This window comes from Thermosipho sp. 1070 (assembly GCF_001682135.1).
In the GTDB taxonomy this organism is placed as follows: Bacteria; Thermotogota; Thermotogae; order Thermotogales; family Fervidobacteriaceae; genus Thermosipho; species Thermosipho affectus.
In genome coordinates, this window is record NZ_CP007121.1 from 1,633,244 (window position 1) to 1,653,075 (window position 19,832).

Sequence of the window (19,832 nt, forward strand, 5' to 3'; positions counted from 1 at the left end):
TAAATTACAATGGTTATCTTTGATTTAACAATGTTACTAATTAATTAAAACAAATGTATAAACATTTAATTAAAAATACAAAATAAATCCGGTATTAAATACCGGATTTATTATTCAACCTATACACTTTTAGACCAATAATTAGGTGGTTCTTTAGTTATTATTATATCATGAGGATGACTTTCTTTAACCGATGCGGCGGTAATTTTTATAAAATTAGCTTTTTTATGTAATTCTTTTATAGTTGCTGCTCCGACATACCCCATTCCTGAGCGAAGTCCGCCTATCAATTGATATACAACATCTTTAACATCACCTTTATATGGTACCATTCCTTCAACACCTTCAGGTATAAATTTTTGGTTTTTACTTTGAAAATATCTATCTGCACTTCCTCTGTTCATAGCACCTAGCGATCCCATTCCTCTATATGACTTATATTTTCTTCCTTGATATAAAATTGTTTCTCCTGGTGCTTCTTCAGTTCCTGCAAAGATACTACCCAACATTACCGCTTCAGCACCTGCAGCTAGAGCTTTAACTATATCACCAGAGAATCTAATCCCACCATCAGCTATTATTGGTACATCGTATTTTTTTGCCACGCTAACGCAATCAAATATTGCTGTTAATTGGGGGACTCCAATACCTGCAACTACCCTTGTAGTACAAATCGAACCAGGCCCAATTCCTACTTTTACAGCATCAGCGCCTGATTTTATTAACATTTCCGTTGCTTCTGCCGTTGCCACATTCCCGGCAATAATTGAAATATGAGGAAAATTTTCTCTTATTTTCACCAGAGTTTCTATAACTTTTTTTGAATGTCCGTGTGCTGTATCAACAACTATAACATCTACTCCTGCGGAAATTAATTTTTCCACCCTTAGTAAAGTATCTTCACTTGTTCCAACTGCTGCGCCAACTAAAAGTCTTCCTTTCTTATCTCTCGATGCGTTTGGATGCTCTACAACGCTCCTTATGTCTTTGATAGTAATAAGTCCCGAAAGAGTACCATCGGATCTTACAATAGGTAGTTTTTCTATTTTGTTTTCGTGTAAAATATCTCTTGCTTCCTCAAGAGAAATTCCCTCATTAGCAACTATTAAATCACTAACAGGAGTCATCAATTTTTTTACAGTTTTTTTTAAATTCCTTTCAAATCTTATATCTCTATTTGTAATCAATCCCAATAATTTATTGGATTCATCGACAACTGGAAGTCCTCCTATCTTATACTCTGCCATTATTTTTTCTGCTTCTTCTACGCTAATATCTGGAGAAATTGTAACAGGGTCATCTATTATACCATTTTCAGTCCTTTTAACAATCTTAACTTGATGCGCTTGTTCTTCAATAGATAAATTTTTATGGATTATTCCTATACCACCTTCTCTTGCTATAGCTTTTGCAAGTTCCGCTTCAGTAACTGTATCCATAGCAGCACTTACAAGTGGTATATTTAAACTAATTTGCCGTGTTAATCTTGTCTTTACTTCTACATCTGCAGGTAAAACTTCACTATACCCTGGAATAAGAAGCACATCATCGAAAGTTAATGCCTCTCTCATAACTACACCCCCCTATTTTCTTAAAATGATTTGATATATGTAAATTATATAGATAGTTAAAAATACTATACCTTCTAATTTTCCTATCTTTTTCCTAAAAATCGCAAACAAGAATAACAAAATAGATAATAAATTCATTATAATAAGGTCTAAAGTAAAGCTTTTAACATCAATTCCCAAAGTGCCTATCAAAGAACTAACCCCTAAAATAAATAAAATATTAAAAATATTACTTCCGACTATGTTTCCAACTAATATATCTTGTTCTCTTTTTAAAGCTGAAATTAAACTTACAACTATTTCTGGTAATGAAGTCCCTATAGCAACGATTGTCAATCCCACAAACGTTTCACTAAGATGAAAATATTTTGCTATTTTCACTACATTATCTATTGTGAGCTCTCCACCTAACCAAATACCTAAAACACCTACACCTACAAGAAGAAAAGCTATATTTGTTTTGTAAACTTTTGCTTCAGATTCAAATTCTTTTTCTACCATTTCTTTGTCACTTTTAATTAAATAATAAAGATAAATAATTAAAAGTGAAACAAAAACTACTCCGTAATTCCACATTAAAATTTTTTCTCTTAAAAAAAGTACCGTAAAAACTACTGTAGAGATAATCATAAAAGGTATTTCAACCATAGATGTATTTTTTTCTATCTTAATATTTGAAATTAAAGCTGCCAAAGCTAGAGCAATTGCAATATTGGCTATATTACTCCCCACGACGTTAGATATGGATACGCTACTATGTCCTTTTACAACAGAAACCAACGAAGCAACCAATTCAGGCAGTGAAGTTCCAAATGCTACAACTGAAAGTCCTACGACAATTTTCGAAATTCCCAAACCCAGAGCAATTGAAACTGCCCCATCAACTAACCAATCTGCTCCCTTTATTAATAAAACAAATCCAATTATAAGGCCTAAAAGGTTTAAAATCATACATGCCACTCCCTTTAAAAATATCTAATTTCTATATAAACGATAGAAACAATCAAAGAGACCAAAGAAGGAATAACTGAAAACTTAAAAAAATCTTTGAATGAAACGTTTTTCTTGGAATATCTTACAAGCATAGTAATTGCAACAATATTTGCAGATGCACCAATTGGAGTAAAGTTTCCACCATAGCAAACTCCCAATGATAGTGCCCACCAATACGGCATCAAATTTGAAAAAGATGAGTTTATTGATGGCAACATTTTTATTACCGGAATCATAGTTGCCGTAAACGGAATATTATCAAAAAATCCACTCACAAAGAATGACATAACTATCAAACCCAAACCAAATAATCTGGGTGAATTCCCAAAATTTTCACTCAAAACCAAGGCAACTTGTTTTAAAATTCCCGTATCTTCTAAAGCACCTGTAATAATAAACAAACCTATAAAGAAAAATATAGTACTCCACTCAATTTCTGCAAAATGTTTTTCCAAGTTTTTTGGATCAATAACTAAAATAGAAACAAATCCCATACCAAAAGCTATAATAGAGCTGTGAATCTGTAATTTTTCTTGAAGGGCAAAAAGCAATATTACAACTGAAAGCAAAATAAACGATTTTATTAAATTTTTCTTTGATATCGAAAGTTCATTAAAATTAAATTCTATTTTATTAGATAGAAACTTTTTGTATTTAATCAAAAATATAATTAACACGATTAATAGCGTTATAATTGTTGGGAATGCAGTATTTAAAATAAAATCGTTAAATGTTAAACGTGCAGCATTACCTATTAAAATATTAGGTGGGTCTCCAATTAGTGTTGCAGTTCCTCCAATGTTTGAACTAAAAACCTCTGAAAGTACAAAAAAGGTAGGATCGATGTTGGCTGCATCGGCAATTGCCAAAGTAATAGGTATAAAAATCATTACAGTAGTGACATTATCAATAAAAGCTGAAAACAGTGCAACAAAAAAATTAATAAGCAAAAAAATCTTTAGTAAAGAATTCTTTGAAAATTTTATTATCCAAAATGCAACGTATTCAAAAAATCCAACACTTTTAATTGTAGAAACTAAAAGCATCATTCCAATCAATAAAAATATAGTATCGAAATCCACATAATTTTTAAACAAATAATCTGGGTCTTCAAAAACTCCAAAAAATGTTAAAATAAAAGCCCCTAAAACAACAGCAATAGACCTATGTATCTTTTCTGAAATAATTAAGTAGTATACGATAACAAATATTATTAAAGCAATAATTGCATCTACACTCAATTATTCCACCCCTGTTTTTAAATTAAAAAAAAAAGGGCACATATGGCCCTGGAGCGGGCGACGGGATTCGAACCCGCGACCCTCAGCTTGGGAAGCTGATGCTCTACCAACTGAGCTACACCCGCTAATCTCATTAAATATTATATCAAAGGATAATAAAGTTTTCAAGTTCATATTTTTATCATACCTTGGAATCCCATAAAAGCCAGAGATAAGAGTGAAGCAGTTATTAGAGCCAAAGGTAATCCTTCAAAAGGTTTTGGAACATCGTATAACTCAAGCTTTTCCCTTATTGCGCTAAAAACAATTAACGCAAGCAAAAATCCCAAACCTGCTCCCAGTGCATTGAATATTGCCTCAAGTAAATTGTAATTACTCATACTGTTAATAAGAGCTACACCAAGAATTATACAATTTGTAGTGATAAGAGGAAGAAAAATTCCCAAAGCATCATATAAATTTGGATTATTTTTCTTCAAAAATAACTCAACAAATTGTACAAATGATGCTATTACAAGAATAAAAACAATTGTTCTCAAAAATTCAAGTCCCAAACTTATTAACAATCTATCCAAAAACCAAGAAATCGTTGATGACATAACAAGCACAAAGGTGGCAGCAAGCCCCATTCCAAATGCTGTATCCATTTTTTTAGAAACACCTAAAAACGGACATATACCCAAAAATCTTATAAAAACATAATTATTAACAAGCATTGCAGAAAGTAAAATTAAAAATACCTTCATTTAACCTTCCCCCTTTCTTTTCTTTTCATGCCAATAAAGGCAAATAAAGCTGCTAATAATCCCAATGTTAAATATGCACCAGGGGGAAGTATCATTATAAACACATTAAACGCTTTACCCCAAATTTTTATATCGAATATCGTACCATTTCCCAATAATTCTCTTATAGCACCTAATAAAGTTAAACTTGCAGTAAAACCCAAACCCATTCCCAAACCATCAATTAATGAATACCAAACATTATTTTTTGATGCAAAAGCTTCAGCTCTTCCCATTATCAAACAATTAACAACTATTAATGGAATAAAAAGCCCCAATGTTTTCCAAAGATCATATACATATGCGTGCATCAACAAATCAACCATTGTCACAAATGATGCTATTATAGTTATAAAAATAGGTATTCTAATCTTTTCGGGCACTGCCTTTCTAAGAAGAGAAATGACTATATTGGATAAAACTAGAACTACAGTAGCAGCTATTCCCATTCCAAGTCCATTTTTTGCACTTGTAGTAGTTGCAAGAGTAGGACACATGCCTAAAGCTTGTACAAATGTGGGATTTTCAACAACAAATCCTTTAGAAAATTCCTTCCAAGTTCTACTGGCCATTTCTTAGCACCTCCTTTTGCAAATACTCAAACATAGCGTTCAAAGTTGCTGCTACAGCTCGTGGAGTAATAGTTGCCCCAGTCATAACATCACTAATTTTTACTATTCCTATCTTTTTTGCATCTTCAGGTGAGAGATTACTTTTACCCGCATCTTTATCAACTTTTACACCATTTTTCAAACCCTCGTATGGTATTGGATAAAACCTCTTTTGCGAAACCTCTTCTGCTATCTTTGCACCTAATCCCGGTGTTTCCTGTGAATAATCTATTACCTTTATTGCCATCAAATCTATTCTATTTTCTTTTACTAAAAATGAAGCAACTGAAATTACTTTACCACCATATCCTATTCCGTATCCTTTTAAAACGTAAACATTTCCTTTATTTGTTCTAAACTTAAAAACAGGAGAAACAACAACACTTGTTTCTGCCTTGAATAATTCTTCTTCTGGGTTATTTGAAGCGGATACAACAGCATCTTTTATTTTATTTTTATCTACAATTAATTTTCCATCTTCTGTCAAAACAAATTTTACTGCATCAATAGTATTTTTTAATTCTGCAATTTTTATTGCATCTTGCGTATAAACATAGACATATCCTAGTATTAACCCTGCAATCAGTGTATAAACCATTAAAATTATTCCCGTTTTAAACATTTCTTTCATGATTCCACCTCACCAAATATTCGTGGCATCGTATATTTATCAATTAACGGAACAAAAGCATTCATTAATAAAATAGAAAGCGAAACTCCTTCTGGATATCCCGCAAAGTACCTTATAAGTAATGTCATAACACCAATACCAACTCCAAAAATTGCCTGGCCTTTGATTGTCATGGGACTTGTAACCATATCTGTAGCCATAAACAAAGCACCAAGCATTAACCCACCACTTAAAATATGAAATAAAGGAGTTCCAAAAGAAGGATTTACAAAATAAAATACACTAGACATAACAAAAACTGTAGAAATATACGAAATTGGGATCATAATCTTTATTCTCTTTCTTATCACAAGATATATAAATCCAACCAAAAGTAGTAAGACACTTGTTTCACCAATTGAACCTCCACGATTTCCAATAAACAAATCCCAATAACCCACATTAACATTTCCAGTTTCTTTTAAAATTGCAAGTGGAGTTGCTGATGTTTGCACATCAATCCATTTTGTAAAAGAAAGCACAGGTTTGTACCAAGTAGTCATTGCCACGGGAAATGAAACAAGCAAAAACGCCCTTCCAGCAAGTGCTGGATTAAAAATATTCATTCCAAGTCCACCAAATGCATGTTTGGCAATCCCTAATGCAAAAGCTAATCCTATCAAAAACACCCACCAAGGAGTTGCAGAACTTACATTCATTGCAAGCAAAATTCCCGTTATGGCTGCACTTCCATTTGGAGTAAAACTTTTATCATTTCTAAGCACTCTCATTATAAACAATTCAAACAATTCACCAGTAACTGCCCCAAGTAAAATTAAAAATAGTGCGTAACCACCAAAAAAGTACCATGCTCCAATAATGGCAGGAATCAATGCTATAATGACATCCATCATAACTTTTGAAGTAGTGTCATTTGCTCTTACGTGTGGTGCATTTCCCGTTATTAACTTCATTATTTCTTCCCCCCTCTCAGGGCCTTGTATACTTTTTTGGCCAATTTGATTGTTTTTACATGTTCTATTTTTGCAGGACAGATATATGTACAAGAACCACATTCAATACAATCTAACAAACCAATTTCGACTGCTTCATCATATCTTTTTTTCTTTCCTAATAAATCAAGTAAATAAGGTTGCAATCCCATTGGACAAACGTTAACACAGTATGAACATCTTATGCAAAATGTGCTTTTTTGTTCTTTATGTATTAAAGTTGTAATACCATTGTTACCTTTTACCAAAGGCGTATCAATATTGTTTATAGGGATTCCCATCATTGGTCCACCCATTAGTACTTTTACATTCTCAACGTTTTCTTTAAAACCTCCTCCAAGGTTTTCGATTACCCAAGAAATAGGAGTGCCTATCCTAACCCACCAATTTCCTGGTTTATTAACTGCTTCGCCGGTAACAGTTAATCCTCTTTCGACTAAAGGTTTTCCATCTATTACCGCTTCTTTTATCGCATATAAAGTGCTTACGTTCAACACTACAACCCCTACATCCATTGGAAGTTTTCCACGGGGTACTTTCTTACCAGTAGTTGCGTAGATAAGTTGTTTTTCTGCACCTTGGGGATATTTTGTTTTTAATGGAATAACATCAACTTTTCCTTTCCATTTATTTTGAAGTAAATTTATTACATCCATCTTATTATCTTCAATACCAATTGCCACATTTTTTATTCCCAATATTTTTTTCACTATCTCAATTCCAATCAAAATATCTTCTTGTCTTTCTAACATCATCCTATGATCAATTGTAAGATAAGGTTCACATTCTGCACCATTTATAACAAGATAATCTATCTTCTTGTCTTTTGGAGGCATTAATTTAACATAAGTTGGGAACATGGCACCACCAAGCCCTACAATTCCAGCTTTCTTTATAATCTCAACTAACTCCTCGTTTGAAAAATCCTCATAATTACCATGTGGTAGTAACTCCCACTCATCTTCTCCCTCTCTTTGAATTTCCACTACTTCTACCGCTTTTCCAAAAATAACATTTGTAACCTTTTTAACATCAACTACAGTACCCGTAACAGGCGAATGGACATAAGAGGATATAAAACCCGTTGGTTCACCAATAACCTGCCCTGTTTTAACTTTATCACCCTTGTTTACAACTGGTTTTGCGGGGCTTCCAGCATGTTGCTGCATAAAAACCAATACCTTTTCAGGTAGAGGTGCTTTCTTAATTGGATAATCTTTTGATAAATGCTTATTTTCAGGAGGATGAACACCTCCCAAAAAGGTTGATAACTTCAAGACACCACACCTCCCAGAATAGACTTTTATACCATCACCGAGAATGATTATAACACAGTTTTTTTAGTTTTCACAAACAAATTTTATATGATATAATAAAAAAAAACGGGAGGAAAAAGTATGGAATACCTATTAAATCTTTTTAATGGAAATTGGGTTGATGAAACTACAAGATTACCTAATAAAGACTTTTTTAACCATATCTATCCGCTAATTAAAGAATCAAAAACACTGTTTTATCTAATATATTTAGATTTAGAATTTGAATCAACTGATATCAATGAAATTAACTTTGTTATAGCAAGAATTGCATCGATAATAAAACACAGCGTTAGAATACCAAAAGATTTTGTATGTCGTTCATCTGAAAAAAGCTTTGTATTAATCTTACACGGTATTAATGAAATAGTTGCCAAACAAATAGCAAATAGAATAAAAGATTCTCTAGATTATTTACTCTTAAATTATGGAAATAAAAATATCAAAGTAGAGACAAAAATAAAAATCGAAGCTGTAGGAGGTGCTCCTAGTGAATAATGAGATAGGCACAAGATACGCTCCAAATAAAATTGAAAAAAAATTGTACAGCTTTTGGTTGGAAAAAGGATATTTTTCACCTAAAAAAGATGGGCCAAAATACTCTATTGTAATTCCTCCGCCAAATATAACGGGTAAAATCCACATGGGGCACGCTTTAAACATCACATTACAAGATATATTAGTTAGATTTAAAAGAATGAATGGATACAAAACGCTCTGGCTACCAGGTGAAGATCACGCGGGAATTGCAACTCAAACTGCTGTAGAAAAAAATTTAGAAAAGGAAGGAAAGAAAAGAGAGGAGCTTGGCAGGGAAAAATTTTTAGAAATTGTTTGGGAATGGGCAAATACATACAGAAAGACCATAAAAGATCAAATAAAAGCCATTGGAGCTTCTGTGGATTGGTCTAGAGAAAGATTTACTTTAGATGAAGGGTTATCAAAAGCCGTTAGGAAAGTGTTTGTATCATTATACAAAAAAGGATTAATATACAGGGGAAAATACATTGTAAACTGGTGTCCAAGGTGTAAAACTGTTTTATCTGACGAAGAAGTAGAACACAAAGAGCATGAAGGTAAGCTTTACTATATAAGGTATCCATTTGCTGATGGTGCTGGAGAAATAGTTATAGCCACCACTCGTCCAGAAACCATGCTAGGAGATACCGCTGTTGCTGTATCCCCTTCAGATGAAAGATATAAGAACTTAGTTGGTAAAGAAGTAATTTTACCACTTATAGGAAGAAAATTAAAAATAATTGCAGATCCATATGTTGATCCAGAATTTGGTACAGGGGCTTTAAAAGTAACTCCCGCACATGATCCAAACGATTATCTTATTGGCCAAAGGAATAACCTCGAATTTATCAACATATTTAACGATGATACAACACTGAATGAGAATGCGGGGAAATATCAAGGTCTTGGCAGAGATACAGCAAGGGAAAAGATTGTCGAAGACCTGGAAAAAGAAGGATATTTAGTAAAAGTTGAAACATTACAACATTCCGTAGGACATTGTTATAGATGTGACACTGTTATTGAACCTATGCTAATGGATCAATGGTTTGTTAAAATGGAACCACTTGCCAAAAGAGCAATAGAAGCTGTGGAAAATGGAGAAGTAAAGTTTTATCCAGACAGATGGAAGAAAGTGTATTTGAATTGGATGTATGAAATAAGAGATTGGTGTATAAGTAGACAACTTTGGTGGGGCCACAGAATACCAATTTGGTATTGTAAAGATTGTGGCCATATAAACGTATCTGAAGAAGAAGTACACGTTTGTGAAAAATGTGGAAGCACAAATTTACGTCAAGAAGAAGATGTGCTTGATACATGGTTCTCCTCTGCACTTTGGCCATTTAGTACCCTTGGTTGGCCAGATGAAACATCTGATTTAAAGGAATTTTATCCAACCAATGTATTAGTTACAGGATTTGATATTATATTCTTCTGGGTAGCAAGAATGATCATGATGGGATATGAATTTATGGGTGAAAAACCGTTCTCGGATGTTTACATACATCAACTAGTACGTGATAAATTTGGAAGGAAAATGAGTAAATCACTTGGTAATGGAATAGATCCACTAGATGTAATTGAAGATTACGGAGCAGACCCCATGAGATTTTCACTTGCATTACTTGCTGCACAAGGTAGAGATATAAAACTAGATTTAAAACACATTGAAACAAGTAAAAAGTTTGCAAACAAAATTTGGAATGCAACAAGATTTGTGATTTTAAATCTAAAAGATTTCGAAAAAGAAGAATTAAATAATTTAAACTTATCGGATAGATGGATTCTTTCAAAACTTCAAAAAACAATTAAAAATGTAACCAGCGCAATTGAATCATATGATTTTAATCTTGCGGCAAGGGAAATATACAATTTCTTCTGGGATGAACTTTGTGATTGGTATATCGAAGTTTCAAAACCACGACTTAATTCTGAAGACAAAACAGTTGTTCAAAATGTATTGGTAAAAGTATTAGATAATAGCTTAAAACTTCTTCATCCATTCATGCCATTTATAACGGAGGAATTGTGGCAAAAATTACCAACTGATGGTGAATCTATAACTATTTCAGAATGGCCGAAAATTGATGATAACTTAATAGATGAAACTGCGGAAAAAAGATTTGAATTGTTAAAGAACATAATAAAAGGTATAAGGAACGTTAAAGCAGAAGTTAATATACCTCAAAGCAAAAAAGTAAACATAGTTTCAACTATAAAATTTGATCAAGAGGAAGAACTTTACATAAAAACTCTAGCAAAAGTTGAAAGTATAAGTTATTCAAACATGAAACCTGAAAAAGCGGCAAGTGCATATGTCGACAATGAAAACGAAATATTTGTAGAACTTGGCAATTTGATAGATATTGATACTGAAGTAAAAAGATTAACCAAGAAAATTGAAAAGCTAGAAAAGGATGCGGAGAAATTCAGAAAAAAACTAAACAACAAAAAATTCCTGGAAGGAGCACCAGAAGAAATAATAGAAGAAACAAAGGAAAAACTCTCGAATATCGAAGGGCAAATTGAAAAGATCAAAAAAATTCTAAAATCACTAATGTGAGGGATGACTGTGACTTATTTAGAAGCACTAAAATATCTTTATTTCAACAGACCATTTGGTAAAATAAAGATAGGTCTATACAGAATAGAAGAACTTTTAAATATACTTAACAATCCAGAAAAAACTTTCTCTTCTTTTCACGTAACTGGTTCAAATGGAAAAGGGAGTACCACAACGTTTTTGCATTACTTATCTAGATTTCATGGATTTAAAACGGGGGGATATTTTTCTCCCCATTTATCATCTATTTTGGAAAGGTATTTAATTAACGGAGAAAAAGTAAGTAAAAATACTTTTCTAAAATCCTTTGAAAAAATTAAAAATGCAGCAGAAGTCTTAGATAAAAAAGGTATAGATTATTCTCCTAGCTTTTTTGAATTTGCAACTGCTATTGCATTTGAGATATTCAAAAACGAAAATGTAGAAATTTCAACAATTGAAGTAGGACTAGGTGGAAGATTTGATGCAACAAACGTTATTATTCCTAAAGTCTCTGTTATAACAACTGTTAGTTTAGAGCATACAAAAATTTTAGGAAATTCAATAGAAAAAATAGCTTTTGAAAAAGCGGGAATAATAAAAGAGAATACTCCTGTTGTTATTGGAAGTATTCCAAATACTGCAAAAGAAGTTATTTATGAAATTGCAAATAAAAAAGGTGCAAAAGTTTACGAGTTGGGAAAAGATTTTAATTTTGAAATAAATAAATTGAGTTTCAATGAAAATTCAATTAATTATTACGGGGATAAAGACATAAAGGACATAAAAATATCACTAAATGGTACTCACCAACCTATAAACGCTGCAATTGCACTCAAAGCCTTTGAGATATTTAATCCATTAAATGAAAATGTGGTAAATGATGCCTTCAAAAGAGCTTTTATCCCAGGAAGATTTGAACTTTATAAAAATATTCTTCTAGATGGTTCACACAACCCGCAAGCTGCTGAAAAATTCGTTGAGAACCTGGATATATACTTTAAAAACAAATCGAAAGTTGCAGTTTTTGGCATCCTTGATGATAAAGATAAGAGAAAAGTAATAGAAAAAATATCAAAAAAATTTGATCATATAATAGTTACTTGCCCACCTTCACATAGGGCAGTTAATTGTGAAGAGACGTTCTTGCTAACAAAAGAATACTGTAATTCGGTTGAATTTGTCAAAGACCCTTTAAAAGCATTGGAAAAACTTCAAAAGTACCGTTCTGAATTAAAGGTAGTAACTGGTTCTTTTTATCTTGTAGGTTATATAAGAAGTTATTTGGAAAATGGGTATATAGATGAAGAATTAAATTTAATGAGGAGGTGACATTTTTGGAAATACTTGATTTAATTTGGAAAACATTGATTGAAAAAGAAGCAATAGATCCCGTTATATTAGACATGTCAAAAACAAATGTTCCAACTGAATTTTTTGTAATTTTAACTGCAAATAGTAATACACATATGAACAGTTTAAAAGAAGCTATTCTGGATTTACTCAAAGGTAACGGGATGGAGATTATATATTATGATAAGGAAGAAAATCATGATTGGTTAATAATTGACGCAGATGAAATAGTTGTGCATATATTTAAAGATGATGCCAGAGAATTCTATGATTTAGAAGGCTTATGGATCGACGCCAAAAGAATAAAGGTGAGTAAAGAATGATCCTAAAAAACGCATATGTATTAAAAAGCTGGGAAAAAAATCCAGAAAAATTAGATATAAAAGTCGAAAATGGAACAATAGTAGAGATAAAACACAATTTACAACAAGAAGATGATGAAATAATAGAGCTAAAGAACAAACTTATTATTCCCGGACTTGTAAATACACACACTCATGCGGCAATGTCAATTTTTAGAGGAATAGCTGAAGATGTATCATTTAATGATTGGTTATTTAAAACAATTATTCCATTAGAAGAAAAACTGGACTACAAAACGGTATATTATTCTACATTAATTTCACTAATGGAAATGGCCCAAAATGGTATAGTTGCTTTTTGTGATATGTATATTTTCGAGGATGCAGTGGCACAAGCGGTAGCCGATTTTGGTATAAAGGCTTTGTTAACACGTGGGTTAGTATCAGAAAATGACAAAATCGAAAAAACTAGACTAAACGAATCCCTTAAGTTATACAACAAATGGCACGGATATGATAATAGAATATTTATAGGTCTTGGGCCACATGCCCCTTATACTTGCTCTATACCAGCTTTAAAAGAAATCTCAAAAATTTCAGAAGAATTAGATATTCCAATAACCATACATCTTTTTGAAAACAAGTGGGAAAGAGAAAAATACAGTCTAAAAGAAATCCTTGATACAGGTATTGCTAATAATCATCTTTTGGCTGTACATTGCATCCATTTAGACGACAACGACATTCAATTATTAAAGAACTATAACGTCTATATTTCACATAATCCATCAAGTAATTTGAAACTTGGGAACGGAATTGCACCTGTTACAAAATTTATCAATAATGATTTACCCGTTACATTAGGAACTGACGGGCCTGCAAGTAATAACTCTATCGATATATTATTTGAAGCAAGACTTGCAACTCTTCTTCAAAAGAAAGACAATCCAAAAAATCTTTCAGTGGACAAAGCAATTAAAATGATCACATACGACGGATATAAAGCGTTGAATTTAAACGGAGGAACAATTGGAATTGGAAAACCTGCAGATTTTACTATTATAAATTTAAATAACCCAAGCTTTTTCCCTGTTGATAATATGAAAAAACATATAATCCACTCAAAAACAAGTATATTTGCCACAATGGTTGACGGTAAATTTATATATTTCAATGGAAAATTCCCAACAATTGATGAAAAGGAGGTCTATAAACAATTTTCGAATTCCTACAAGAAGGTTATAGGTACAGAAAATTAAGCGTTGAATTAAAAAAAAGATATGGAACTAAAGTCTATAGATTACCTATAAATGCAGGATTTACTTGCCCAAATCGTGAAAACGGACAATTTGGTTGTCTATTTTGTGATGAAACAGGAAGCGGTTTTACAACTATTAAAGATATTGATATAAAATCCCAAATAAATGAAATGAAAAAAAGATATATAAACAAAGGTGCAAAAAAGTTTATAGCTTACTTTCAAAACTTCTCAAACACCTATGCTCCAATTGAAAGATTGAAAGATATTTATTATCAGGTTATAGAGAAAGACATAGTTCAAATTTCCATTTCAACAAGACCTGATTGTATTTCTGATGAAATACTCGATCTTCTTGAAGAACTTAAAGAAAAGATAGACGTATCTATTGAAATGGGACTTCAAACAGCAAACTATCACACTCTTACAAAAATGAACAGAGGACATACACTTGCCGAGTATATAAATGCAATAATGAAGGTTAAAAATAGGGGATTTGAACTAGTCTCACATGTGATATTGAATTTTCCTAATGATAACATGCTCGATGTTATTGAAACTGCTAAAATATTATCTGTACTTGGAGTTGATGGTGTAAAAATTCATTCACTTTATATTGTTAAAAACACTATTTTAGGTAAAATGTTTGAACAAGGAAAGATAAAGATAGGTTCTCTTGAAGACTACGTCGAAAGGACTATTAGATTTTTAGAATACCTTTCTCCAAAGATCGTTATACATAGATTAGTTGCAGATCCACCTAGAGAAGGAACAATATTTGGAAATTGGGGAAAACCTAAAATCCAAATTATAAACCTTATTGAAAGAAAGCTTGCCGAAAAAGAAACCTATCAAGGAAAAAATTTTTTAAGCTGGTATACTCCAAAAACTGAAAAATTTAAAAATATTCAAAATGATTTACATTAGAACTTTTATGTGGAGTTATAACCACTGAAAAAATAATATTTTATCAAGATTGCTGAAAGTCATAAAAGATTTTTACTCCCAATAAGGAGGACATTAAGAAAGATAAAATTATTTTGAACTCAGTCATTCAATTTGGTCTAATGATAATTTAGCTTGTTCTAAGAAAATAAAGTTCATTTATTTTGAATTTATATCGTATTTGTATTAATTACAAGTTTTTATTCAAATGTAATTTAACAATATTTCTTCTATTTTGTTGTAATCATTAGTATTTATTTCGCCAATCTTTCTTCCTTTTTTTAAGACAATTATTTTGTGCATTTTTTTTAATTCTTCAATTTCGTGCGTTGCAAAAAAAATTATTTTATCTTTTTCTATAAGTTCTTCTACAATATTGTATATACTTTGACGAGTTTTAAGATCAACTCCGGCTGTAGGTTCATCAAAAATATATATTTCAGAATCTTTCATTATTGCCCTTGCTATATCCAGTCTTCTTTTTAAACCTTTGGATAACTCCATATATTTTACCTTTTCAAAATCTTTTAAATCTGTTTCTTCAATAACTTTATCTATGACTATTTGCAATTTTTCCCCATACAAACCATTAAGTCTTCCAAAAAACTCTAAATTTTGTCTAACATTCAATCTATAGTAAAAACTTCTTTCAGTTCCTGTTGATATTGATACATTTTCTCTGGCATATTTTTCATGTTTAAACAAATCAATACCATTTAAGAAAACATTCCCGTTATCTGGGATTAAAAATGTTGCCACTATTTTTAGCAAAGTAGTTTTTCCAGCTCCATTTTCTCCAAAAAGTGCTATTTTTTCTCCTTTTCTAACAGTTACGTTTATATCTTGTAGTGCTATTGTTCCATTTTTATATTTTTTACTTACATTAATTATTTCAAGCATAAAACCTCCTCAATACCATGCAAGAGTACCTTCCTTTCTTGCTTTATTAAATGATAATTTAAATAACCAAACACCAAATGGTATTAACACCAAACCCATTATTACCATAACAAGGAATCCCGTTCTTATTTGAACTACATTATAGCCCTTTAGTAAAGTTTTTCTTAAAAGATCCATACCATACGTTGATGGAAGAAGATACGAAATTCCTCTTATAAATTTCGGCATAATTTCTACTGGATAGTATATTCCAGAAAAAAGACCTGTGAGTGTAAAATATATCCACCCTACTGGATCACCTCTTTTTGTTATAAGTATTATTGCAGCTGAAATTAGTCCAATTCCTATAAGCGGAAGCATTACAACAAGCAAAACCAAAAAAGATGCAAAAATATTTGGATTTATTTTTACAGAAAATAACCACACAAGTGCAAAAAATATAAATAAAATATTAAAGGTTGTAAACAAAAAGCCACTTAAAAAGTTGAATGCGAAAAGTTGCCAAAATGGCGTATCTGAAAGCAAGAAATATTCAAGTGTTCCCATTCTTTGTTCTCTTTGTATTGACGCTTTGAAAGTTGATAATGCAAGATTTGTATAAGACATGAATACTGATCCAGTTATAAAATATGCAAGAATATCTCCACCATATTTTTCAATTAATGGAAAATAATTACCACCAGCTATAAATTTCCCTATGAGCCCAAATTGTATTATTCCAACAAATCCACTTAAAAATCCCAAAATAAATTGTGTCCGGTACGAAAACCAGATAATTACATCCCGTTTTATAAATCCAAACAATTTTACTGCAAATTTTATAAAATTTTCCATTCTTTCACCTTATTTATTTTCCTCATAAAGCCAAGGAAATAACCAATTCCACCAATGTCTTTTTTTACAGCCTTCATTACAAGAAACATTTGGTGAACATTCCTCTTTGTTTGCACAACCGTCGCAATTTTTAACATCTCCACAAAGTCCTCTTTCTCCATCACAAAAGGAAAGATATACTTTATCGTTTACAACCGGCTTGTTTAAAAATTCCATGTTCTTCCTCCTTCTTAAATTCTAAACACGGTTTGAGTAAGTTCTCAATTTTAATTGTTGATTTGCCACAACCTCAATAATATCCTTTATATTATATTTCATAGATATACACCTGTATGGTTTTTTAGCTGGAGACCCGTGAAGTTTATCTACAACAACGGCATTAAACGTACACCCTCCCATACAAGCTGGAAATACTATACAACTTTGACATTCTTTATCTTCATATGGTTCATAAACCAACCACTTGGTATACTTTTGATTCAATTTTATACCTTCATTTGTTAATTTTCCAGCAATAGTCACTTTATTTCCAACTTCTCCCCAACATTTGTGAACGCTTCCATCCACATCAATTACAAAACTGTTTAAACACAAAGCATCACAACGTGCAAATTTTAGATTTTTAAATGGATTAAATGAATATTCGGGTAAATATTTAAGAATTTCCTTGTAAAGTTCTATCTCTATTTTCGAAAATTCTTGGAGTGTTAGTGGTGTATCTTCAAATTTATTAGAAAATTCTTTAACAACTTCTATCATTTGAAAATCAAAGGTTACATTTAATCTCTTCTCAACTATAAAGCTTATTAACTTTTTTACAGAATTAACGCTCTCTTTAGAAATATTTATCCTTAATTGTACTTGCATATCCTTGTGTATTTTTTCTATATTCTCAATCAATTTCGAAAAAGTTGGGCCACCATTTAAAAGTCTTCTATACTTATCGTGAATCTCTTCTGTACCATCTATTGTTATGATAACGGATCTTATACCAACCTTTATTAATTTTTTCGCTGTTATTTTGTTTAACAAATAACCATTTGTTACTATGAATGGTCTGTATTCAACTTGATATTTTTTACTTAACTCTCTAAATTTTTCACTTATAAAAATTAACTTTTCCAACGATAATAACGGTTCTCCTCCATAAAATGTAACACTCAAAACTTTTGGTTTTTGGCTCTCAAATCTTCTTTTTGTTTCTTCTATTAATTGACTTATTTGCTCTTCCTGAATTTCAGAAGCCATCTTACCACTAACAGATTGTATTTGCTGTTGATAACAGTATACACAGTTAAAATTACACTTTTCAGTTAGCACTATTGTATACCTTAAATATCTATCACTGTATCTGTATGCATTAAACCTAAGTTTTAAATATTCAACTTCATCAAAATCATCGTCAAGAATAAAAAATCCTTTTTTTAAAGTTTCTATTTCATCTGGCTCAAATTCACCTATTTTAACTTTTTTACTTTCACACATCTTTTTTATTTTATTTTTTTTAGATTGTTCAACGTAAAGCATCGCATTTGAGATTGTATTAAAAAGGATCAAGTACTCTTCTTTTTCTATTAATATATTGTATTTTGAAAGTTTCACTTTTCCACCTCACAAATTTTACACTTATTTTCGAGAGTTTTGGTAAAGTACCAAACCTTTGCAAAGTGTTCAACATCACGTTTTTCTTCAGGACATCCTTTGCTTCCTTGTAATCTTGCATTTCTGCATCCTCCCATACAAATTGGAAGAATTTTGCAATTTTTACATTCTTCATCCTCAAAAGCATCTGGTTTATGCCAGTATAAATACTTTTCTTTTTCATATTCAATGCCATTTTTTGTTACTTTTCCAAATACTGCTCCCTTTGCTATTGCAACTGTACACGGATATATTTCTCCTTTAGGACCTATCACAGTGGATGATATGCTATCATACTCGCAATATCTATTTTGAGTGAGTATTGGGAAAAATATTTTAAATCCTTTTTTTGCAGCTTCTATATAAAATTTCGAGATTTTTTTGAATGAATTTAATCCTTTAAATTCATGAAGTTTTGCGTAAAATTCCCTATTATCTTCACTTGCTTGGAAAATCCATCTAAAATAAATTCGTATCCTTTCTTTTGGAAAATCATCAAACATTTCGAGAAGTTCTGGAATTTTGTCATAATTTTCCACGCCAACGTTTACCCTTAACGAAATGTGAGTTTCTTTGGTCATTTCTAACAATCTTTTTGTGTTGTTATAAATGGTCTCAAATGTTCCTTCCCCCCCTTTTAAAGGTCTGTATTTGTTGTGATATTGGGGAGGTCCATCAAATGTTATCTGAACATTTTTTATATTAAGTTCATCAAAATATTTAGCTTTATCTTCATCAAGCAAATACCCATTCGTAGATATAGATGAAACAAAATCTGTGTGATATTTATCACATGTTTCAATCACATTTCTATTAATAAGTTTTATAACATCAAAATTTACTAACGGTTCTCCACCAAACCATCCTATACTTATCTTTCTTTTTTTCTTTGCAATTTCACATAAATAATCGGATATTTCCTGGGCAGTTTCTTGCGTCATGGAAGGTCCTTCTTTGGATTCATAACAATAAACACAGTCAAAATTACATTGCAACGTTGATAATATGGTAAATACTGGGCTACTTGTATCATATCTTGATATATAATTTAACATTTTTAAATGTTGAAGTTCATCAAAGTATTTGTTAACAAGGTATCCACCATAAATTAAATCATCTTTTAATTTTTTATATTCTTCCTTCCATTCTCTATTTGGCTCTCTTAGAATCTCCTTTATCATTTCTGCTTTTTCTTTATCCACAGTTGCAATTGCACGCGTTAAATAATTCACAAATATTACTTTATTATCTTCCTCAAAAGACACATTATATTTAGATTCTTTGTATTTATTCATTATACTTCCCCCTTGAGTATTTAAATTGATGCTACGCAATTATCACAATTTGGATTTGGTTCAAAACATACCAAACATTCACATAAACAATTATAGCAAC

Annotated in this window: 19 protein-coding genes and 1 tRNA gene; 6 read left to right on the forward strand and 14 right to left on the reverse strand. The window is 31.3% G+C overall.

Features of this window, described 5'->3' with window-relative positions:
* Positions 1 to 119 precede the first annotated feature (119 nt).
* The 9 genes from guaB to rsxC all read right to left on the reverse strand — a co-directional run bounded on the left by guaB (position 120) and on the right by rsxC (position 8,101).
* Positions 120 to 1,571, reverse strand: coding sequence for an IMP dehydrogenase (guaB, locus tag Y592_RS08350; RefSeq protein ID WP_075666526.1), 1,452 nt, complete (start codon positions 1,569 to 1,571; stop codon positions 120 to 122).
* A 12-nt stretch (positions 1,572 to 1,583) separates the two neighbouring features.
* A complete protein-coding gene (locus Y592_RS08355) occupies positions 1,584 to 2,522 on the reverse strand; it encodes a calcium/sodium antiporter (protein ID WP_075666527.1) in 939 nt (312 codons plus the stop codon).
* Between the two features lie 14 nt (positions 2,523 to 2,536).
* Complete coding sequence (locus Y592_RS08360; RefSeq protein ID WP_075666528.1) at positions 2,537 to 3,805, reverse strand: SLC13 family permease; 1,269 nt, start codon at positions 3,803 to 3,805, stop codon at positions 2,537 to 2,539.
* A 49-nt stretch (positions 3,806 to 3,854) separates the two neighbouring features.
* Positions 3,855 to 3,930 (reverse strand) — tRNA-Gly (locus Y592_RS08365).
* 45 nt (positions 3,931 to 3,975) lie between these two features.
* Positions 3,976 to 4,551, reverse strand: coding sequence for an electron transport complex subunit RsxA (rsxA, locus tag Y592_RS08370; protein WP_075666529.1), 576 nt, complete (start codon positions 4,549 to 4,551; stop codon positions 3,976 to 3,978).
* Positions 4,548 to 5,162 carry an electron transport complex subunit RsxE gene (gene rsxE / locus Y592_RS08375; RefSeq protein WP_075666530.1) on the reverse strand — a complete coding sequence of 205 codons (615 nt, stop codon included), beginning with the start codon at positions 5,160 to 5,162 and terminating at the stop codon, positions 4,548 to 4,550. The genes rsxA and rsxE overlap by 4 nt, the downstream gene beginning before the upstream one ends.
* Positions 5,152 to 5,832 carry an RnfABCDGE type electron transport complex subunit G gene (locus Y592_RS08380; RefSeq protein ID WP_075666531.1) on the reverse strand — a complete coding sequence of 227 codons (681 nt, stop codon included), beginning with the start codon at positions 5,830 to 5,832 and terminating at the stop codon, positions 5,152 to 5,154. The genes rsxE and Y592_RS08380 overlap by 11 nt, the downstream gene beginning before the upstream one ends.
* Complete coding sequence (locus tag Y592_RS08385) at positions 5,829 to 6,785, reverse strand: RnfABCDGE type electron transport complex subunit D (RefSeq protein WP_075666532.1); 957 nt, start codon at positions 6,783 to 6,785, stop codon at positions 5,829 to 5,831. Before Y592_RS08385 ends, Y592_RS08380 begins: the two co-directional genes overlap by 4 nt.
* The gene (gene rsxC / locus Y592_RS08390) at positions 6,785 to 8,101 is read right to left on the reverse strand and encodes an electron transport complex subunit RsxC (RefSeq protein WP_075666533.1); all 1,317 of its coding nucleotides are present in this window, start codon (positions 8,099 to 8,101) and stop codon (positions 6,785 to 6,787) included. The genes Y592_RS08385 and rsxC overlap by 1 nt, the downstream gene beginning before the upstream one ends.
* 120 nt (positions 8,102 to 8,221) lie before the next feature.
* On the opposite strand from rsxC, the gene Y592_RS08395 reads away from it, so the two are divergent.
* Genes Y592_RS08395 through Y592_RS08420 form a run of 6 tightly spaced genes read left to right on the forward strand, consistent with a single transcriptional unit; the run spans position 8,222 to position 15,044 of the window.
* Entirely contained in the window at positions 8,222 to 8,638 is a 417-nt protein-coding gene (locus Y592_RS08395) for a GGDEF domain-containing protein (RefSeq protein ID WP_075666534.1), read from the forward strand.
* Positions 8,631 to 11,225: a valine--tRNA ligase gene (locus Y592_RS08400; RefSeq protein ID WP_088368950.1), complete on the forward strand. Its 2,595-nt coding sequence runs from the start codon at positions 8,631 to 8,633 to the stop codon at positions 11,223 to 11,225. Before Y592_RS08395 ends, Y592_RS08400 begins: the two co-directional genes overlap by 8 nt.
* Positions 11,226 to 11,228: 3 nt before the next feature.
* Positions 11,229 to 12,536: a bifunctional folylpolyglutamate synthase/dihydrofolate synthase gene (locus tag Y592_RS08405; RefSeq protein ID WP_237254755.1), complete on the forward strand. Its 1,308-nt coding sequence runs from the start codon at positions 11,229 to 11,231 to the stop codon at positions 12,534 to 12,536.
* Between the two features lie 5 nt (positions 12,537 to 12,541).
* Complete coding sequence (gene rsfS / locus Y592_RS08410) at positions 12,542 to 12,880, forward strand: ribosome silencing factor (RefSeq protein ID WP_075666537.1); 339 nt, start codon at positions 12,542 to 12,544, stop codon at positions 12,878 to 12,880.
* Positions 12,877 to 14,118, forward strand: coding sequence for an amidohydrolase (locus tag Y592_RS08415; RefSeq protein ID WP_075666538.1), 1,242 nt, complete (start codon positions 12,877 to 12,879; stop codon positions 14,116 to 14,118). Before rsfS ends, Y592_RS08415 begins: the two co-directional genes overlap by 4 nt.
* Positions 14,076 to 15,044, forward strand: coding sequence for a TIGR01212 family radical SAM protein (locus Y592_RS08420; RefSeq protein ID WP_088368952.1), 969 nt, complete (start codon positions 14,076 to 14,078; stop codon positions 15,042 to 15,044). Before Y592_RS08415 ends, Y592_RS08420 begins: the two co-directional genes overlap by 43 nt.
* Before the next feature lie 222 nt (positions 15,045 to 15,266).
* Here Y592_RS08420 and Y592_RS08425 read toward each other — a convergent pair whose 3' ends face one another.
* From Y592_RS08425 to Y592_RS08445, 5 genes are read right to left on the reverse strand one after another with little or no spacing between them, the layout of a single operon-like run.
* Complete coding sequence (locus tag Y592_RS08425; protein WP_088368953.1) at positions 15,267 to 15,962, reverse strand: ABC transporter ATP-binding protein; 696 nt, start codon at positions 15,960 to 15,962, stop codon at positions 15,267 to 15,269.
* Positions 15,963 to 15,971: 9 nt separating this feature from the next.
* Positions 15,972 to 16,796 carry an ABC transporter permease gene (locus tag Y592_RS08430; RefSeq protein ID WP_088368954.1) on the reverse strand — a complete coding sequence of 275 codons (825 nt, stop codon included), beginning with the start codon at positions 16,794 to 16,796 and terminating at the stop codon, positions 15,972 to 15,974.
* A 9-nt stretch (positions 16,797 to 16,805) separates the two neighbouring features.
* Positions 16,806 to 17,012 carry a hypothetical protein gene (locus Y592_RS08435; RefSeq protein WP_075666541.1) on the reverse strand — a complete coding sequence of 69 codons (207 nt, stop codon included), beginning with the start codon at positions 17,010 to 17,012 and terminating at the stop codon, positions 16,806 to 16,808.
* Between the two features lie 21 nt (positions 17,013 to 17,033).
* Positions 17,034 to 18,398, reverse strand: coding sequence for a radical SAM/SPASM domain-containing protein (locus tag Y592_RS08440; RefSeq protein ID WP_075666542.1), 1,365 nt, complete (start codon positions 18,396 to 18,398; stop codon positions 17,034 to 17,036).
* Positions 18,395 to 19,732, reverse strand: coding sequence for a radical SAM/SPASM domain-containing protein (locus Y592_RS08445; RefSeq protein ID WP_075666543.1), 1,338 nt, complete (start codon positions 19,730 to 19,732; stop codon positions 18,395 to 18,397). The genes Y592_RS08440 and Y592_RS08445 overlap by 4 nt, the downstream gene beginning before the upstream one ends.
* Between the last annotated feature and the right edge of the window lie 100 nt (positions 19,733 to 19,832).